The organism is Kitasatospora sp. NPDC056800 (assembly GCF_042789775.1).
Taxonomy (GTDB): domain Bacteria; phylum Actinomycetota; class Actinomycetes; order Streptomycetales; family Streptomycetaceae; genus Kitasatospora.
The window spans coordinates 1-16333 of the sequence record NZ_JBHUAL010000217.1; the positions used below are offsets into that span (position 1 = coordinate 1).

The 16333-nt window shown below is 74.5% G+C and carries 18 protein-coding genes; 11 read left to right on the forward strand and 7 right to left on the reverse strand.

The window, feature by feature from the left end; translation table 11 throughout:
- Positions 1-106: 106 nt before the first annotated feature.
- From ACFRQN_RS33950 to ACFRQN_RS33965, 4 genes are all read left to right on the forward strand, one after another.
- Positions 107-988: an alpha/beta fold hydrolase gene (locus ACFRQN_RS33950; protein ID WP_380744271.1), complete on the forward strand. Its 882-nt coding sequence runs from the start codon at positions 107-109 to the stop codon at positions 986-988.
- A gap of 396 nt (positions 989-1384) precedes the next feature.
- Positions 1385-1543, forward strand: a complete 159-nt coding sequence (locus ACFRQN_RS33955) for a hypothetical protein (protein WP_158077673.1) — start codon at positions 1385-1387, stop codon at positions 1541-1543.
- A gap of 308 nt (positions 1544-1851) precedes the next feature.
- Complete coding sequence (locus ACFRQN_RS33960; protein ID WP_063780222.1) at positions 1852-2490, forward strand: DUF6758 family protein; 639 nt, start codon at positions 1852-1854, stop codon at positions 2488-2490.
- 56 nt (positions 2491-2546) lie between these two features.
- Complete coding sequence (locus ACFRQN_RS33965) at positions 2547-3407, forward strand: PHP domain-containing protein (protein WP_380744273.1); 861 nt, start codon at positions 2547-2549, stop codon at positions 3405-3407.
- An 89-nt stretch (positions 3408-3496) separates the two neighbouring features.
- Here the strand turns inward: ACFRQN_RS33965 and ACFRQN_RS33970 are convergent, their stop codons facing one another.
- Positions 3497-4138 carry a suppressor of fused domain protein gene (locus ACFRQN_RS33970; RefSeq protein ID WP_079271871.1) on the reverse strand — a complete coding sequence of 214 codons (642 nt, stop codon included), beginning with the start codon at positions 4136-4138 and terminating at the stop codon, positions 3497-3499.
- A 484-nt stretch (positions 4139-4622) separates the two neighbouring features.
- Between ACFRQN_RS33970 and corA the strand changes: the two genes are divergently transcribed.
- Entirely contained in the window at positions 4623-5744 is a 1122-nt protein-coding gene (gene corA, locus ACFRQN_RS33975; protein ID WP_049654109.1) for a magnesium/cobalt transporter CorA, read from the forward strand.
- 60 nt (positions 5745-5804) lie between these two features.
- Here the strand turns inward: corA and ACFRQN_RS33980 are convergent, their stop codons facing one another.
- A complete protein-coding gene (locus ACFRQN_RS33980) occupies positions 5805-6773 on the reverse strand; it encodes a DMT family transporter (protein ID WP_049654111.1) in 969 nt (322 codons plus the stop codon).
- Positions 6774-6858: 85 nt separating this feature from the next.
- Between ACFRQN_RS33980 and ACFRQN_RS33985 the strand changes: the two genes are divergently transcribed.
- The 4 genes from ACFRQN_RS33985 (at position 6859) to ACFRQN_RS34000 (ending at position 10688) form a co-directional block, all read left to right on the forward strand.
- Positions 6859-7398 (forward strand): hypothetical protein, encoded by a 540-nt coding sequence (locus ACFRQN_RS33985; RefSeq protein ID WP_074001560.1) that lies wholly within the window; start codon positions 6859-6861, stop codon positions 7396-7398.
- Between the two features lie 128 nt (positions 7399-7526).
- On the forward strand, positions 7527-8825 hold the full coding sequence (locus tag ACFRQN_RS33990) for a magnesium transporter MgtE N-terminal domain-containing protein (protein WP_049654112.1): 1299 nt from the start codon (positions 7527-7529) through the stop codon (positions 8823-8825).
- Positions 8815-9471 carry a DUF1003 domain-containing protein gene (locus ACFRQN_RS33995; protein ID WP_079271870.1) on the forward strand — a complete coding sequence of 219 codons (657 nt, stop codon included), beginning with the start codon at positions 8815-8817 and terminating at the stop codon, positions 9469-9471. Before ACFRQN_RS33990 ends, ACFRQN_RS33995 begins: the two co-directional genes overlap by 11 nt.
- A gap of 56 nt (positions 9472-9527) precedes the next feature.
- Positions 9528-10688, forward strand: coding sequence for an Mrp/NBP35 family ATP-binding protein (locus tag ACFRQN_RS34000; protein ID WP_049654113.1), 1161 nt, complete (start codon positions 9528-9530; stop codon positions 10686-10688).
- Positions 10689-10756: 68 nt separating this feature from the next.
- Here ACFRQN_RS34000 and ACFRQN_RS34005 read toward each other — a convergent pair whose 3' ends face one another.
- The 4 genes from ACFRQN_RS34005 to sigE all read right to left on the reverse strand — a co-directional run bounded on the left by ACFRQN_RS34005 (position 10757) and on the right by sigE (position 13984).
- On the reverse strand, positions 10757-11425 hold the full coding sequence (locus tag ACFRQN_RS34005) for a hypothetical protein (protein WP_049654115.1): 669 nt from the start codon (positions 11423-11425) through the stop codon (positions 10757-10759).
- Between the two features lie 222 nt (positions 11426-11647).
- A complete protein-coding gene (locus tag ACFRQN_RS34010; RefSeq protein ID WP_049654117.1) occupies positions 11648-12088 on the reverse strand; it encodes a sec-independent translocase in 441 nt (146 codons plus the stop codon).
- A gap of 160 nt (positions 12089-12248) precedes the next feature.
- On the reverse strand, positions 12249-13130 hold the full coding sequence (locus ACFRQN_RS34015; protein WP_380744276.1) for a zf-HC2 domain-containing protein: 882 nt from the start codon (positions 13128-13130) through the stop codon (positions 12249-12251).
- 122 nt (positions 13131-13252) lie between these two features.
- Positions 13253-13984, reverse strand: coding sequence for an RNA polymerase sigma factor SigE (gene sigE, locus ACFRQN_RS34020; protein ID WP_049655634.1), 732 nt, complete (start codon positions 13982-13984; stop codon positions 13253-13255).
- A 287-nt stretch (positions 13985-14271) separates the two neighbouring features.
- On the opposite strand from sigE, the gene ACFRQN_RS34025 reads away from it, so the two are divergent.
- Complete coding sequence (locus ACFRQN_RS34025; protein WP_049655642.1) at positions 14272-14904, forward strand: O-methyltransferase; 633 nt, start codon at positions 14272-14274, stop codon at positions 14902-14904.
- Between the two features lie 126 nt (positions 14905-15030).
- On the opposite strand, the gene ACFRQN_RS34030 is transcribed toward ACFRQN_RS34025, so the two are convergent.
- Positions 15031-15198 (reverse strand): DUF3117 domain-containing protein, encoded by a 168-nt coding sequence (locus ACFRQN_RS34030; RefSeq protein WP_074001376.1) that lies wholly within the window; start codon positions 15196-15198, stop codon positions 15031-15033.
- A 297-nt stretch (positions 15199-15495) separates the two neighbouring features.
- Between ACFRQN_RS34030 and ACFRQN_RS34035 the strand changes: the two genes are divergently transcribed.
- Positions 15496-16296: an enoyl-CoA hydratase-related protein gene (locus ACFRQN_RS34035; RefSeq protein WP_074001375.1), complete on the forward strand. Its 801-nt coding sequence runs from the start codon at positions 15496-15498 to the stop codon at positions 16294-16296.
- The last annotated feature ends 37 nt before the right edge of the window (positions 16297-16333 follow it).

The window sequence follows — 16333 nt, forward strand, 5'->3', positions numbered from 1 at the left end:
GGGGCGGGCCAGGCCACCCGGCCCGGCCCGCCCCCTCGGGCGTTCCGCCCGCCTCCTAAGCTCGGGGCGTCGGGGAGCGCCGACAGGACAGCAGGGAGAGCAGCCCATGAGCACGCCGCCGTTTCTGACGCTGCCCGGGTGCGCGCGGGCCGAGCGGCTGGTGACCGGGCGCGGGGAGTTCGCGGCGCTGCGGGCGGAGCCGGCCGGGCCGGTGCGCGGCTCGGCGCTGCTGGTGCCGGGGTTCACCGGCAGCAAGGAGGACTTCATCGCGCTGCTGGAGCCGCTGGCGGCCGCCGGGTACCGGGTGACGGCCGTGGACCAGCGCGGGCAGTACCAGACCGGCGGTCCGGACGATCCCGCGGCGTACGCCGTCGGGGCGCTCGGCGCGGACGTACGGGCGCTCACCGGGGTGCTGGCGGCCGAGGCCGGGGGCGCCCCGCCGCACCTGCTGGGGCACTCCTTCGGCGGCCAGGTGGTGCGCGAGGCGGTGCTCGCCGCGGCCGCGGAGGGCCCGCTGCCCTGGCGGTCGCTGACCCTGGTGTCCACCGGCCCGGGCGCGATCGACCCGGCCGAGGCGGTCCGCACCGGGCTGCTGCTGGACGCCCTGCGGGGGATGGACCTGGAGCAGATCTGGCAGGTCATGCGGCAGCTGGAGGCGGAGAGCGGGCAGCCGCGGCCGAGCCTGGAGCCGGCCGTCGCGGAGTTCCTGCACCGCCGCTGGCTGGCCAACGTGCCGCTGGCGCTGTCCGTCACCGGCGCCCACCTGGTGGCCGCGCCGGACCGGGTGGCGGAGCTGGCCGCCGCCACCGCCGGGCTGCCGGTGCTGGTGCTGTCCGGGGTGCGGGACCACGCCTGGCCGGTCCCGGAGCAGACCGCGATGGCCGAGCGCCTGGGCGCCCGCCGGGTGGTGGTCGCGGACGCCGGCCACTCCCCCAACGCCGAGCAGCCGGCCGCCACGGCCGGGGCGCTGGCCGCGTTCTGGGCCTGACCGACGCGGTCGGGGCCGCGCCGGTTCCCCCGGTCCGCCGAAAGTGGTCTGTACCACTTCTTCAAGTTCGATCGGCTTCAACACAGGACAAAATTCGTTAGTTACGGTAATCTTTGATTCTGTCCGGGAATCATCGCCGGCCTCCACCGCGGCACCGATCACCCGAAACCTGGACTTCACGGACGGGCAACGGCCCGGTAGCACCGCCACGACACCGTGGTGCACGAGGCACTGGACGCACCAGGCAAGCAGGGGGAGCCCTTGCCGCAGCAGACCGCCACACGCGCGACGACCCGCCCGATCCGGCCTCACCTCCGGATCCGCAAGACCCCGAGAGAGCTGATACCGACTCAGCCGCCCCCGCCCCGCCCCGCGGGGCCAGGAAAGGAGACGCCCATGACGAAGACCATGCGCTTCGAGATCGTCCGACTCGACGAGACCAACGGCTCCGCCGCCGACCGCCAGATCGCCGACGCCGCCACCGTGCGCGAGGTCGTCCAGGCCGCCGCCCGCACCGGCGAGCGCCTGCTCATCCGTCCGTGCCCGACCGTCTGACCCGGCGCGGCGCCTCCGACCGGGAGGCCTCACCCGCCGCCGACGAGCCGGGAGCGTCCGATCCGGACGTTCCGATACCCGACTGACGCCCCGTCACCGCATTCGCCGATGACGGGGCGTCAGTGTTTCCGGGGTCGACGCCCCGGACGTTTGCCGCCGCCCGGGACGGGACATCCCCCAACGGGAACCGCCCGTACCACGCCCACCCGGCGCCGGTCCGGGCGCCCGCCACCGACAGGTGCCGCCGAGCCCTCCGTACGGGTGATCGTCCTTGACGCGGCGGTCCGGAGGGAGGAGCGTTGACGGCTATGAGGGGCGAGCCCAGCTGCCCGAGGTGCGCCGGTCGGGTCCGCGCCCCCGGTCTGTTCTCAGACACCTGGCAGTGCGACCGGCACGGAGCCGTGCACCCGATGCAGCCCGTGCTGCCCCCGAGTGTGGAGGCCCTCGGCGTCGCCGTCGCCCGCTCCCAGGTCCCGGTCTGGCTGCCCTGGCCGCTCCCGGTCGGCTGGCTCTACACCGGCATCGCCCACGTCGGCGACGACGTCTCGGGCGCCCGGGCCACCGCCGTCGCCTGCTCCGGGCCCGCGCCGCTCGGCGGCTTCGGCGAGCTGGTGCTGGTCGCCGAGGAGCTGGGGGTCGGCCTCGGCGCCCGCTACGCGGGCCTGTCCGGGCCCGACCCGGGCGACTCCGTCGGCCTCTACAAGCCCGCCGACGCCAAGCTGCTGGCCGCCGGCCGGCCCACCCCGATGTTCCACGTCCCGGACGCCCCGGCCGACCGCGCGGTGTTCGTCGGCGAGGCCCGCGGGCTCTGGCTCTGGGCGGTCGCCTGGCCCGAGCAGTCCGCGCTGGTGATGTACGACGAGCTGGTGCTGACCGACCTGCGCGAGGCCGGCGCCGAACTGGACCTGCTGCCCTGCGGGGCGCTCTCCCCCCGGCTCCTCGGCTGACGATCGGCCCTAGGCCTATCCTGGGCGGCACCCACGAGCCTCCAGGAGACCGATCCGTGCGCATCGACCTGCACGCCCACAGCAACGCCTCCGACGGCACCGACAGCCCGGCCGAGCTGGTCGCGGCGGCCGTCGCCGCGGGCCTCGACGTGGTGGCGCTGACCGACCACGACACCGTGGCCGGCCACGCCGAGGCCGCCGTGGCGGTGCGCGCACTGCCCGCGGGCAGCCGGCTGACCGTCGTCCCGGGCGCCGAGCTGTCCTGCGCCGTGGACGGCATCAGCCTGCACCTGCTGGCGTACCTGTTCGACCCCGAGGAGCCGGAGTTCGCGCGCGAGCGGGACCTGGTGCGCACCGACCGGTTCCGGCGCGGGCGGGCGATCGTGGAGCGCTGCCGGGAGCTCGGCGCGGAGATCAGCTGGGAGCAGGTACGGCGGATCGCCGGGGCCGGCTCGGTCGGCCGGCCGCACATCGCCAGCGCGCTGGTCGAGGCCGGCGTGGTCGCCACCGTCTCGGACGCCTTCACCGCCGACTGGCTGGCCAACGGCGGGCGGGCGGACGTCCGCAAGCACGAGACCAACCCGGTCACGGCGGTCCGGCTGGTCCGGGCGGCCGGCGGGGTGCCGGTGTTCGCCCACCCGGGCGCGGTCAAGCGCGGCCGGACGGTCTCCGACCAGGTGATCGCCGACCTCGCGGCGGCCGGACTGGCCGGGCTGGAGGTCGACCACACCGACCACGACGAGGAGACCAGGGAGCGGCTGCGCGGCCTGGCCGGCGAACTCGGCCTGCTGGCCACCGGCTCCAGCGACTACCACGGCACCCGCAAGACCGTACGGCTCGGCGAGCACACCACCGACCCGGAGGTGTACGGGGCGCTGCTGGCGCAGGCGACCGGCGCGAAGCCGATCGAGCGCTGAGCGGACGCGAACGAACACGAACGCCGGGCCAGGGGATCATGAGTCCCTTGGCCCGGCGTTCGGAGTTTCGGAGTACGGCCGGGCGGCGGTCAGTCCAGCCGGACGCCGCGTCGGCCCGGGTCGCGCAGGTCGGCGCCCTGGTCGAGCCAGCGCTCCTGGAGCGCGGCCGCGCCGTGCACCCGCTTCCAGCCCGCCTCGTTGGGCGTCATCGGCAGCAGCGGCAGGAAGCGGACCGGGTCGGCCGGCTCGGCCAGCTCCAGGTCCTCGACCAGGCCGCCCGGTTCGGCCGCGAGCACCGAGGTGAAGGGCGCGCCGTCCCAGAGCGGCGAGCCGAGGTCCAACGAGCCGCCCGGGGCCACCACCAGGCCCTCGACCTGCGGGGTGGCGGCGAAGGTGGCCAGGGTGCGCAGCACGCTGTCGCGCCCGCCCCGGACCGTCAGCACCAGTTCGACGCGCGGGCCGCGCACCTGGTCGGCGACCGGCGCGGTCGGGTCGGCCATCGGCGCGGCGGACATGCCGAGCGTCGCGTACCGCACCAGGCCCTCGGCGTCCGGGCCGAAGCGCAGCACCTCGATCCGGTCGGCGCCGAGGAAGGTGACCGCGGCGCGACCGCCCGGTTCGCCGAAGGTGGAGATCAGCCGGGCCTCGACGGCGGCCAGCACCGCCTCCCGGGTGAGCTCCGGGGAGCTGCCGCCGTGGGGGTCGCCGAAGAGCGGGAAGTCGTGCGCCATGCCGGTGAGCGTAACCCCCGGGGGTTCGCGGGCCGCGTGCGGGCGGGCCGGAGGCGGTGTGACGGCGGTGCGGCGGTGCGCCGTGGCGGGGCAACGGCCGGGCGGGGCAAGGATCCCGTAAAGCCTTCGGAAACCTCCGGGAACCCCTCGGCCTCGACGCCCGGTCAGATGTTAGGGTGAGCGACTGGCCACCGGGATCGTTCGTCCCGGGGCGGCGGCGCGAAGGAGGTGGTTGCGGTGGATACCGGCCGACCATGCAGTACCGGCAGCTCTGCCCGGCCCCGACTTCCCCGTACCCCGCGCCCCGCAGGCCCAACCGGCTGAATCAGCCGCGGTAGCCCCGGGCACAGGCCCCACGGCGGACGGACCGGCCGGGAGAGCACTTTCATCCCCCGTTTCACCGGTGTTCTCCGCCGTCGTACCGCGGCCGAACGTTTTTCCTTCCGCGCGGCCGCGCGACGGTTCCTGCCTCTGGGAGCCTGCCATGTCGATGATCAACAGCCTGCGCGCCGCCGTCCGCACCAACCGCCGCCGGGGCGCGGCCGGCGTCTACGCCGTCCTGCCCGAGGACGCCGGTTCGGCGGTCGTGGACTGCGCGGTCTACCAGCACGGCAAGCGCAGGGGCGAGACGTGCAGCCCGCGCGAGGCCGCCCACCGGGTCAAGGCCGCCCACCAACTCCCCGAGGGCGAGGGCTCGTTCAGCTGGATCGGGCTGCACGAGCCGACCGAGGCCGAGTTCGAGGGGATCGCCCAGCGCTTCGGCCTGCACCCGCTCGCGGTCGAGGACGCGGTGCACGCGCACCAGCGGCCCAAGGTCGAGCGCTACGACGACGTGCTGTTCGCCGTCTTCAAGACCATCCGCTACGTCGAGCACGACCAGCTCACGCCCACCAGCGAGGTGGTGGAGACCGGCGAGCTGATGGTCTTCGCCGGCCGGGACTTCGTGATCACCGTCCGGCACGGCGGCCACGGCTCGTTGCAGGAGCTGCGCCACCGGCTGGAGGCCGACGCCGACGAGGCCGGGCTGCTCTCCAAGGGCCCGGCGGCGGTGCTGCACGCGATCGCCGACCACGTCGTGGACAACTACCTGCTGGTCGCCGAGCGGCTCCAGAACGACGTGGACGAGATCGAGTACGGCGTCTTCTCGGCCAAGGGCGGGCGCAGCGCCGACGTCGGCCGGGTCTACCAACTCAAGCGCGAGGTCCTGGAGTTCAAGCGTGCCGTGGCGCCGCTGCTGCGCCCGATGCAGCAGCTGTCCGAGCCGCTCCAGCGGCTGGTCGACCCGGACATCCAGAAGTACTTCCGGGACGTCGCCGACCACCTGGCCCGGGTCGCCGAGCAGGTGCACGGCTTCGACGAGCTGCTGAACTCGCTGCTCCAGGCGAACCTGGCGCAGGTCTCGGTGGCGCAGAACGAGGACATGCGCAAGATCACCGCCTGGGCGGCGATCTTCGCGGTGCCCACCATGATCACCGGCGTCTACGGCATGAACTTCGAGTACATGCCGGAGCTGCACCACAAGTACGGCTACCCGACGGTGCTCGGCGCGATCGTGCTGATCTGCTTCGGGATGTACCGGGGCTTCCGCCGCAACGGCTGGCTCTGACCGCGCCGACGCCGGCACCCGGGCCCCGCCGAGGGCGGTACCCCCGGCCGGGGCCGGCGGTCAGCGCCGCCCGCCGCGGGCCACCAGGACCAGCCCGAGCAGGATCAGCACCACCGCCGGGTAGGCGGCCGCCGGCGGCCACTGGCCCAGCCAGAGGGCGGCGATCAGCGCCGCGCCCGGCGTCTCCAGCAGGATCGCGGTCGAGGTGACGGACGGCCCGAGGCTGCGCACCACGCGGTTGCTCAGCGAGTGGCCGAGCAACTGGGCGGCGACCATCAGCAGCACGATCTGCCACCACACCCCGGCCGGCCACCCGGCCAGCGGCGTGCCGGCGACCAGGCAGATCCCCAGCAGCACCACGGCCGTGGTGGCGTAGCAGACCAGGGTGTACGCGGTGGTGCTGACGGTCTTGCGGACCTCGGCGCCCAGCAGCATGTACCCGGCCGCGGCCAGGCCGGCGGCGAGCGCGAGCGCGTCGCCGAGCAGCGCGCGCGGGGAGAGCGAGAGGTCCACGCCGGTCAGCACCAGCACCCCGGCGAAGGCGACGACCGTGCCGAGCCAGACCAGCCGCGGCGCCCGGACGCCCATCAGCCGCATCAGCAGGATGGTCCACAGCGGGGTGGTGGTGACCAGGGCGGTGGCCGAGGCCACCGAGGTCATCCGCAGGCTGGGCATCCAGAGCGCGAAGTGCACGGCGAGCAGCGCCCCGGCGGCCACCGCGAGCAGCAGCGCCCGCCGGCCGATCCCGCGCAGTTCGGCGCGGTGGCGCAGCAGCGCGTACGGGCCGAGGACGCCGACCGACATGACGTTGCGCCAGAGGGCGATCGCCAGCGCGGGCGCGGCGGTGGCGCTGATCAGCGGGCCGGACAGCGAGATGCCGCCGATCGAGACGGCGAGCAGCAGCAGGTCGAGGGTGGGCAGCGGGTGCGCCGGCCCCGGGTCGGCGGTCGCGGGGGCGGCGGAGGGGGCGGTCGCGGGCCGGGCGGCGGGCACGGCGCTCCTTGCTGGTCGCGGGGGTGGGGCGGTCATACGGTAAGGCCCGTGGCGGCGCAATGGAACTGTCGCCCGGAGGCTGAGACACCCGGTGGACGCCGAAAGCCGTACGCTGTCCGCCATGGACCGTACGCCCGCCGCCGCGACCGCCGACGACTTCCTCGACCGGGCCCTGCTGGAGGAGGCCGCGAAGAAGTCCGGCCTGCTCTGGGTGCGCGCGGACGGGCAGGAGCAGGCCCGGCCGCTGTGGCACGCCTGGCACGACGGCGCGGTCGTGGTGGTCGGCGGGGGCGCCGAGCAGCCGCTGCACGGCCTGGAGCCCGGCGCCGGGGCCGTGGTCACCGTCCGCAGCAAGGACAAGGGCGGCCGGCTGACCGGCTGGAGCGCCCGGGTGGTCGAACCCGCCCCGGGCAGCGAGGCCTGGCTGGGCGCCGTCGAGGAGCTCAAGGGCAAGCGGCTGAACGCGCCCGACACCGACGCCATCACCGAGCGCTGGGCCCGCGAGTGCCGGGTGCTGCGGCTGGAGCCGACCGGCCCGCTCACCGAGCACCCCGGGGCGATGCCGGACGGCTCGCACGCCGCCCGGCCGATGCCCACCCCGGCCACCACCCGGCTGCCGATCCCGGCCGGCCTGCCCAAACTGCTGTTCAAGCGCCGTTAAAGGTTCACGCCCAGGACGTGTCCGGCGGCTACCGTGCCTCCCGGCCGGGCCCGGAACACGCGGGTAGCCTTGGCCGCGAGTGCGCCCCCGGCGCACCCGGTACGGCGTCGAGCGAGTCGAGGGAGTCCATGGCAGGGCCAGGCACCCGGGTCTTCATCTCCCATCTGTCCGCCATCGCGGTGTTCGACCCGAACGGCGACCAGGTCGGGCGGGTCCGGGACGTGGTCGTGTCGCTGCGGCTCGGCGGCCGCCCGCCGCGCGTGCTCGGCCTGGTGGTCGAGGTGGTCGGCCGGCGCCGGATCTTCCTGCCGATGACCCGGGTGACCAGCCTGGAGTCCGGCCAGGTGCTCACCACCGGCGTGATCAACCTGCGCCGCTTCGAGCAGCGCCCGTCCGAGACCCTGGTGCTCGCCGAGCTGCTGGACCGCACCGTCACCTGGTCCAAGACCGCCGAGGACGTCACCGTGCTGGACGTCGGCATGGTGCAGACCCGGCTGCGCGAGTGGGAGATCAGCAAGGTCTTCGTCCAGGTCGGCCGGGCCGGCCGGCTGCGCAAGGGCAAGGGCGAGCGGCTCACCCTGGACTGGCAGGACGTCACCGGCTTCTCGCTGCCCGAGCAGGACCAGGGCGCGGCCAACCTGCTCGCCACCTTCGAGCAGCTGCGCCCCGCCGACCTCGCCAGCGTGCTGCACCACCTGTCCGCCAAGCGCCGGGCCGAGGTCGCCGCCGCCCTCGACGACGAGCGGCTGGCCGACGTCCTGGAGGAGCTGCCCGAGGACGACCAGGTCGAGATCATCGGCAAGCTCCAGGAGGAGCGCGCCGCCGACGTCCTGGAGGCGATGGACCCGGACGACGCCGCCGACCTGCTCTCCGAGCTGCCCGGCGACGAGGCCGAGCGGCTGCTCCAGCTGATGGAGCCGGACGAGGCCGCGCCGGTGCGCCGCCTGCTGACGTACGAGGAGGACACCGCCGGCGGTCTGATGACCACCGAGCCGATCGTGCTGGAGCCGGACGCGACGGTCGCCGAGGCGCTGGCCCGGGTCCGGGTCAGCGACCACAAGCCCGCGCTGGCCGCGCAGGTCTTCGTCTGCCGCCCGCCGAACGAGACCCCGACCGGCCGCTACCTGGGCACCGTGCACTTCCAGCGGCTGCTGCGCGAGCCCCCGTACGTCCTGGTCGGCTCGCTGGTCGACGACGACCTGGACCCGCTGCCGCCGGACACCCCGCTGTCGCTGATCACCAGCTACCTGGCGACCTACAACCTGGTCGCCGCGCCGGTCGTCGACGACGCGGACCACCTGCTCGGCGCGGTGACCGTCGACGACGTGCTCGACCACCTGCTGCCGGACGACTGGCGCGACGCCGCGCTGCACGCCCACGACGAGGTCCGCGACGACGAGACGGAAGGGGTGACCGATGGACGGTGACCGCAGCGGACGGTCGGACGACTCCGCACGCCGGCGCCTCCAGGGCGAACTGCGCCAGCTGCGGCAGCTGCGCGAGCTGCGCACCCGCGAGGGCGCCCGGGACCGGCGCGCGGAGACCGCGCCGATCACCGGCACCGGCCGCGCCCGGCTCGACCAGCCGCGCACCGCCCGGCCCGGCCTGCTCACGCTGCCCTCCTACGACCCGGAGGCCTTCGGCGTCCTGTCCGAGCGGATCGCCCGCTTCCTCGGCACCGGGCGGTTCATCGTCTGGATGACGGTGGTGGTCGTCGTCTGGATAGCGTGGAACACCCTGCTGCCGATGTCCGTGCGCTTCGACGAGTACCCGTTCATCTTCCTGACCCTGGCGCTGTCCCTGCAGGCCTCGTACGCGGCCCCGCTGATCCTGCTGGCGCAGAACCGGCAGGACAACCGGGACCGCGTCAACATGGAGCAGGACCGCGCCCGCAGCGACCGCAACATCGCCGACACCGAGTACCTGACCCGCGAGGTCGCGGCCCTTCGGCACGGGCTCGGCGAGGTCGCCACCCGGGCCTTCATCACTTCTGAACTGGGCAGCATCCGGTCCGAACTCCAGTCCCTGCTCAAGGAGATCGACGAACGCCGGGAAGCCCCCGAGCCGCTGTGACCCGCGGCACGCTACCGACCGGTTAACGACTTCGCCGGGCGCCGTACCATCAAGGCATGGCCAACGAGACAGAGGTCGCGGCCGGCGTCACGGAGGAGTCCGTACGCCAGGCGCTGGCGACCGTCAACGACCCGGAGATCAACCGCCCGATCACCGAGATCGGCATGGTGAAATCGGTCGGGATCGCCGAGGGCGGCGTGGTGAGCGTCGCGGTCTACCTGACGGTCTCCGGCTGCCCGATGCGCGACACCATCGTCACCCGGGTGCGCGAGGCGGTCGGGAAGGTCCCCGGCGTGACCGGCGTCGAGGTCGAGCTCGACGTGATGAGCGACGAGCAGCGCAAGGAGCTGTCCCAGCTGCTGCGCGGCGGCGCCCCCGAGCGGGAGATCCCGTTCGCCAAGCCGGGCACGCTGACCCGGGTCTACGCCGTCGCCTCCGGCAAGGGCGGCGTCGGCAAGTCCTCGGTGACCGTCAACCTGGCGGCCGCGATGGCCGCCGACGGCCTGAAGGTCGCCGTGGTGGACGCCGACATCTACGGCCACAGCGTGCCGCGCATGCTGGGCGTCGAGGGCCGGCCGACCCAGGTCCAGGACATGATCATGCCGCCGCAGGCGAACGGCGTGAAGGTCATCTCGATCGGCATGTTCACCCCGGGCAACGCCCCGGTGGTCTGGCGCGGCCCGATGCTGCACCGCGCGCTCCAGCAGTTCCTCGCCGACGTGTACTGGGGCGACCTGGACGTGCTGCTGCTGGACCTGCCGCCCGGCACCGGCGACATCGCCATCTCGGTGGCCCAGCTGGTCCCCAACGCGGAGATCCTGATCGTCACCACCCCGCAGATGGCCGCCGCCGAGGTGGCCGAGCGGGCCGGCACCATCGCGGTGCAGACCCACCAGAAGATCGTCGGCGTGATCGAGAACATGTCCGGCATGCCGTGCCCGCACTGCGACGAGATGATCGACGTCTTCGGCACCGGCGGCGGCCAGACCGTCGCGGACGCGCTCACCCGCACCGTCGGCGCGACCGTCCCGGTGCTCGGCTCGATCCCGATCGACGTGCGGCTGCGCGAGGGCGGCGACGACGGCCGCCCGGTCGTGCTCGCCGCGCCCGACTCCCCGGCCGGCGTCGCCCTGCGCGCGGTGGCCGGCAAGCTCGGCGGCCGCCAGCGCGGGCTGTCCGGGATGTCGCTGGGCCTGACGCCCAGGAACAAGTTCTGAGACGGTGACGGCGAAGGGCCGGGTGGTCGGACCAGACCACCCGGCCCTTCGCCGTACCGCCGCGGGCCCTACGGCCGGGTGTAGGCGGTCAGGTCCGGGACGGTGGAGAAGCCGAGGCCGTACGCGCTGACGCCGCGGCCGTAGGCGCCGAGCAGGACGCCGGGGGCCTCGCCGGCCAGCACCCAGCCGTACTCGGACTCGCGGTAGCGGAAGGGCTGCGGCAGGCCGTTGACCGGCAGGCTGAGGGTGGACCAGCCCGGGCCGGCCAGGTCGTCGGCGAGGTCCCAGGCGAGGCTGCTCTGCTGGTCCAGCCAGTCCTGGCGCAGCGCCCGGTCCAGCTGCCCGGGCCAGGTGCCGGCGAGCAGGCCGGAGCCGGCCAGCCAGGCGGCGGAGGAGGCGGAGGTCGCCTCCAGGGTGCCGGTGTTGTCGGCGCTGCGGCGGCTGTCCCGGCGGGCCACGGTGACCACGACGGCGAACTTCCGCACGTCGCGCGGCTCGTACCGCTGGGCCGGCTCCTCGCCGTGGCCGAGCGAGCCGTAGTCGACGCTGCCCGCGGTGCGGGGGCCGGCGCCGGCCTGCACCAGGAAGCGACGGCCGGTCCAGCCCTCGTCCAGCCCGTACCAGGGGAAGTCTGCGGACAGGTAGGGCACCAGCGGGTCCGCCGGGCCCGCCTGTCCGCCGACCACCGGGCCGCCGGCCGTGGCCGTCGCCCCTCCCGCCTGACTCGTCGCGTCCATCCCCGGGCCTCCTCAAACACACGTTTGCCTGCCGTGGCGCGCTCCCATGGTGGCGTACCGCGGCGCTCCCCGGGGCCGTTACCGGTCCGCGACGGGGCGCGGTGTGACGGACGGCTCAGCGGGAGCAATCAGCACAATAGCGGCGCACACGCCACCGCCCCGCTCAGCCGGGTGGCCGGGCGGGGCGGTGGCGCGGCGCCGGGGCGCCGTACGCGGGGTCGGTCAGGTGGCGTCGGGGTCGAACGGGGGGCGCTCGCCGGGGGCCAGCGGGGCGCCGGTCGAGGCGGAGGCGGGGGCCGGCGCGGACTTCTCGAAGCTGACGCTGCCGCTGCGGCCGTTGACCGGGGCCGCGGGCTTGTCGTCCAGGACGGAGCGGATGTCCAGCGAGTCCTTCATCCCCTTGAGGCCCAGCGGGTCCTCCTCGCCGCCCATGAGCTGCTTGCGGACGAAGGTCTTGGGGTTCAGGTCCTCGAACTCGAAGTCCTGGAAATCGGGGCCCAGCTCGCTGCGGATGTCCTCCTTCGCGTTGTCGGCGAAGGAACGGATCTTCCGGACGACGTTCATGGTGTCCTGGATCAGCTTCGGCAGTTTGTCCGGACCGAAGATGATGATGGCCATCACGACGAGGGTCAGCACCTCCAGCCCGCTCACGTCGCTGAACACCTTTGGCTCCCTAGCTCGTCGGACGACGGTTCCTACAGGGTAATGGCCACCGGCGAGTCCCTGGTCCACGCTGGGATGAAGCCGTGGTAAAGACCTGCCGGTGGCCGAGGCCGTCCGGACGGGGGATCGAGCGTGCGTCCCGGGTCCGTCGAGGGTTGTTCTAGCGGGTCTGCTGGCGCTGTGCCACGGCGCCCCCGGGGTAGCGCTCCGGGGAGCCCGGCGGGGTCGCGTCGCGGGTCGCGGCGACCGGGCGGCCGGGGAAGTCCACCGGGACCTGGGCGTTCATCGGGACGAGGCCGCCGCCGCGTCCGGTGCCGGAGCCGGGCGGGCTGACGGTGGTGCCGTGGCGCTCCTCGCCCTGCGTGCTGAGCCCGCCGACACCGCCGAGCGTCACCGCGGCGACGGAGAAGGCGCCCGCGGCGGCGAACACCAGCCGGCGGCCCCGCGCGGGCGGGCGGACGACGGCCGCGGAGGACTGCGGACGGGCGGGGGCGGCGGTGGGCTCGGGGCGGGCGGTGCGCCGGCCCATCAGCGGCCGCAGCACCGCGCCGCGCCCGAAGGCGCGCGGGTCGACCCCGGGCAGCGGCGTGTCCGCGCCGAGCGCGCCGGCGCCGAAGGAGGCCCCGGCACCGCGGCCGAAGGAGCCGCCGTCGAGCCGGCTGCCGCCGAGCGTCCCGGCGGCGGCGACCCCGCCGCCGGGCAGGTCGTCGTCGTCATCGCGGCGGCCGCGGCCGGCCGGCCAGTCGCCGTCCGCCGGGGCGTCCTCGGGAAGGCCGCCGACGGCCATCAGGCGGGCCATCAGCGCGGAGGACGGGCCGGGCGTGCCGGTGCGGGTCAGCATGTGCTTGACGGCGCGGGCCTCGTCGACCTCGGCGAGGCAGTGCGGGCAAGTCGCCAGGTGGGCCTGGACGCGGTCGCGCGAGTCGTGGCCGAGCTCGCCGTCCAGGAAGGCGGAGAGGCGCTCGCCGAGGTGGTGGTCCTCGGCGGGTGCGGCGGGGCGGACGGGAAGCGCGTGCAGCGCCGTGTCCGCGGGCAGTGCCACCGCGGGCAGCACGGGCTCACCGGGTTCGTCGCCTCCGCGACGGCCCGGCAGGGCCCAGCCCCGTCGGTTCGGGGACCGGTCGGAGGCGTCCGACCGACCCGAACCGGACCGGCTGGTTCCGCTCACGACCGCCTCCGTCCGCGCCCACCGGGCGCGACCGCGGCCTCGACCGCTCCGACGCCGACCGGCACCGGCTCCTCCGAGCCGCCGCGGCGCTCCCGGCCGGGGGCCGAGCCGGGGGCGCGGTGCTTGAGCGCGGCGCGCAGGTGCGAGCGGCCGCGGTGGATGCGGCTGCGGACGGTGCCGAGCTTGACGCCCAACGTGGCGGCGATCTCCTCGTAGGACAGGCCCTCGATGTCGCAGAGCACCACCGCGGCGCGGAACTCCGGCGCCAGGGTGTCCAGCGCCTGCTGCACGTCGGCGTCGAAGTGGGTGTCGCTGAAGTGCTGGGCCGGGCTCGGCTCGCGGGAGGCGAGCCGCTCGGCCGCGTCCTCGCCGAGCGCGTCGAAGCGGATGCGCTGGCGGCGGCGGACCATGTCCAGGAAGAGGTTGGTGGTGATCCGGTGCAGCCAGCCCTCGAACGTGCCGGGGGTGTACGTGGACAGCGAACGGAACACCCGGACGAAGACCTCCTGGGTGAGGTCCTCGGCGTCGTGCTGGTTGCCCGTCAGGCGGTAGGCGAGCCGGTAGACGCGGGCGCTGTGCGCCTCGACGATCTCCTCCCAGCTGGGCGGAGTCCAGGTCTGCGCGTCGGGACCCTCGGTGAAGGTCGCGAGGGCGGGGGCCTCGGTGGCGCCGCCGGCCGGCGTCGCGGCCACGGGCTGGTCCAGGTCGGAGTGCGCAGGCTGGTTCATCACGGGCTTCGGCGTACGGGCTGACGCGGTGCCGCGGGAGTGCCGCCGCACAGGGACGTCGCCCTCGGCCACACCTCCTCGGTCGGCTCTTCTGCCCAGCAGGGCCACCACCATATCCACCTCACCCGTCAAGCCCGGATAAAAGTGCCCGGGAGGTCTTCCGCACCCGGTCCGTCCTGACAACGGCCCGCCGCCGTACGCGGTTCCCGGTCGGCCAGTAATCTGTGCCAGGAAATATCGACATCCTTCGGCACCGGGCCTCGCCCGGGGCTCCGAAAGAGGCAGCCATCAGCGAGTTCGGGCCCGCGCACGCGGCCCTCGCCGACACCTACGTGAGCGAGGACGCCGTGCTGACCTACGCCCGGGCGCAGTCCGCGCGGACCGGGATACGGGCGATCGGACCGAGCGGCGGGGCCTGCCTGCGGCTGCTGGCCGCCGCACTGGACGCCAAGGCGGTGGCCGAGATCGGCACCGGCACCGGGGTGTCCGGGGTCTACCTGCTGCGCGGAATGCGGCCGGACGGCGTGCTCACCACGGTCGACTCCGAGCCGGTGCGCCAGCAGCTGGCCCGCGAGGCGTACCAGGCGGCCGGGTTCGCGGCCAACCGCTCCCGGTTCATACCGGGCCGGGCGCTGGAGGTGCTGCCCCGGCTCGCCGACGGCCAGTACGACCTGGTGTTCTGCGACGGCGACCCGGTCGAGTCCTGCGAGTACCTGCGGGAGGCGCTGCGGCTGCTGCGGCCAGGCGGGATGGTCTGTTTCGAGGGCGTCTTCCAGGAGGGCCGGCTGGCCGAGCCAGAGCTCCAGGACCCGCAGACCGGCGCGGTCCGGGACCTGGTCCGGGACGTGCGGGAGAGCGAGGCCCTGCTGCCGGCGCTGCTGCCGGTGTCGGACGGACTGCTCTGCGCCGTCAAGCGCTGAGCGTCACGCGCCGAGCCCGGCGCCCCTTCGGGCCCGGGCCCGGGAAAACGTGCGGACCCGGGCCGACATGACGTCGAACCCGGGCCCGGCAGCACATCTCCAGGAGATGGCGAGCACCTGCTGCGGTCAGCCGCAGGCCTTCTTCAGGGCCTCGCCGAGGGCCTGGGCCTCGTCCGGCGTGAGCTCCACCACAAGGCGTCCGCCGCCTTCGAGCGGAACGCGCATGATGATGCCCCGTCCCTCTTTGGTGACTTCGAGCGGGCCGTCACCCGTCCGCGGCTTCATGGCCGCCATGCTCGTTCCCCTTCCTGCAACCGCTCAGCTACGCACCGGCAGTCCGTCCACCGCCGGTATCGAACGCATTGATCGGAAGCCATTATCCCGCATGCCACGGGCTGATGACCAACATCACTCTCGGTGCAACCACGACCGGACCGCCCCCAACCGCCGCAAACCACGTCATAAGCCCCGGCGTGGCGGTGGTGCGGACACCGCCCGAAGGTGCGATACCTCACACTCCCCAGGCCCCCGCGTGCTCCGGCATCCTGACACACACGACCGACAACGCCTCGATCCCGGGAGCCCTCACCCATGTCCGATTCCGTGCTGTACGAGCTGGACGGCGGCCTGGCCGTCATCACCATCAACCGCCCGGAGGCGATGAACGCGCTCGACGTCGCCACCAAGGTCGCGCTGCGCGACGCCGTGACCGCCGCGGCCGCGGACCCGGCGGTGCGGGCCGTCCTGCTCACCGGAGCGGGCGAGCGGGCGTTCTGCGTCGGGCAGGACCTGAACGAGCACCTGGCCATGCTGAAGCGGGCCGAGGAGACCGGCGAGGGCGCGCTGCGGACCGTCGGCGAGCACTACAACCCGCTGGTGCGGGCGCTGGCCGGGATGCGCAAGCCGACCGTCGCCGCGGTCGGCGGGGTGGCGGCCGGGGCCGGTGCCTCGCTCGCCTTCGCCTGCGACTTCCGCGTCCTGTCCGACCGGGCCGGCTTCAACACCGCCTTCGCCGGGATCGGGCTGACGGCCGACTCGGGCGCCTCCTGGACGCTGCCCCGGCTGGTCGGGCACGCCAGGGCCACCGAGCTGCTGATGCTGCCCCGCACGGTCAAGGCCGCCGAGGCCGCCGAGCTGGGCCTGGCCACCAGGGTGGTGCCGGCCGGGGAACTCGCCGCCACCGCACGGGCCTTCGCCCGTGAGCTGGCCGAGGGCCCGACCGTCGCCTACGGCGCCATCAAGGAGTCGCTGGCCTACGGCGCCTCCCACTCGCTGGACGAACTCCTCGACAAGGAGGACGAGTTGCAGACGCTGGCCGGCGACAGCGAGGACCACCGGATCGCGGTGCGCGCCTTCATCGCCAAGGAGAAGCCGACGTACCTGGGCCGCTAGGGCCTGACCGGCGGGTCCGGGCCGGCCGGCCCGGACC